This window comes from Azospirillum sp. ST 5-10 (assembly GCF_051225715.1).
In the GTDB taxonomy this organism is placed as follows: domain Bacteria; phylum Pseudomonadota; class Alphaproteobacteria; order Azospirillales; family Azospirillaceae; genus Azospirillum.
In genome coordinates this window covers 1-622 of the sequence record NZ_JBPJSP010000109.1, presented here as the reverse complement: position 1 = coordinate 622, position 622 = coordinate 1, and the positions used below count along the sequence as shown (strand labels likewise).

The window sequence follows — 622 nt, the reverse complement described above, 5'->3', positions numbered from 1 at the left end:
TGACCAGGCCCTGCAGCTTGGCGAAGGCCACCACCGAGCCGGTGAAGGTGATGGCGCCGATGGCGGTGCCCAGGCTCATCTCGATCAGCGAGCCCATGGCGATGGCGCCGGGCACGCCGATGCCGTAGGCCTCGGGCGAGTAGTAGGCGGCGAGCGCCACGCAGACGGCGGCGAGGCCGACCAGGGAGTGGAAGGCGGCGACCAACTGGGGCAGCGCCGTCATGACGATCTTCTTGGCGACGACGTAGCCGATGCCGCCGCCGATGGCGATCCCCAGGACGATCATCCAGTAGGACTGGACGATGGGCAGCGCCAGCGTGGTCAGGACGGCGATGGTCATGCCGACCATGCCGTAGATGTTGCCCTGGCGCGAGGTCTCCGGCGAGGACAGGCCGCGCAGCGCCATGATGAAGCAGACCGACGCCGCCAGGTAGAGGAGGGCAGAGAGGGTTTCCATGGGTTACTTGCCCTTCTTCTTGAACATGGAGAGCATGCGCTGGGTGACCAGGAAGCCGCCGAAGATGTTGACCGAGGCGAGGATCACCGCGAGGAAGCCGAGCACCTGGGAGAAGCCGAAGTCGGCCGGGCCGGCGGCGATCAGGGCGCCGACGATGATGACCGA

At 67.2% G+C, this 622-nt stretch carries 2 protein-coding genes; both read right to left on the bottom strand.

Features of this window, described 5'->3' with window-relative positions:
* Positions 1-457, bottom strand: a 457-nt coding sequence (locus ACSBPG_RS32045; RefSeq protein WP_435541303.1) for an NAD(P)(+) transhydrogenase (Re/Si-specific) subunit beta, incomplete at its 3' end; no start/stop codon positions are given.
* Between the two features lie 3 nt (positions 458-460).
* Positions 461-622: proton-translocating transhydrogenase family protein (locus ACSBPG_RS32040; RefSeq protein ID WP_435541304.1), on the bottom strand; the 162-nt coding region annotated here is incomplete at its 5' end.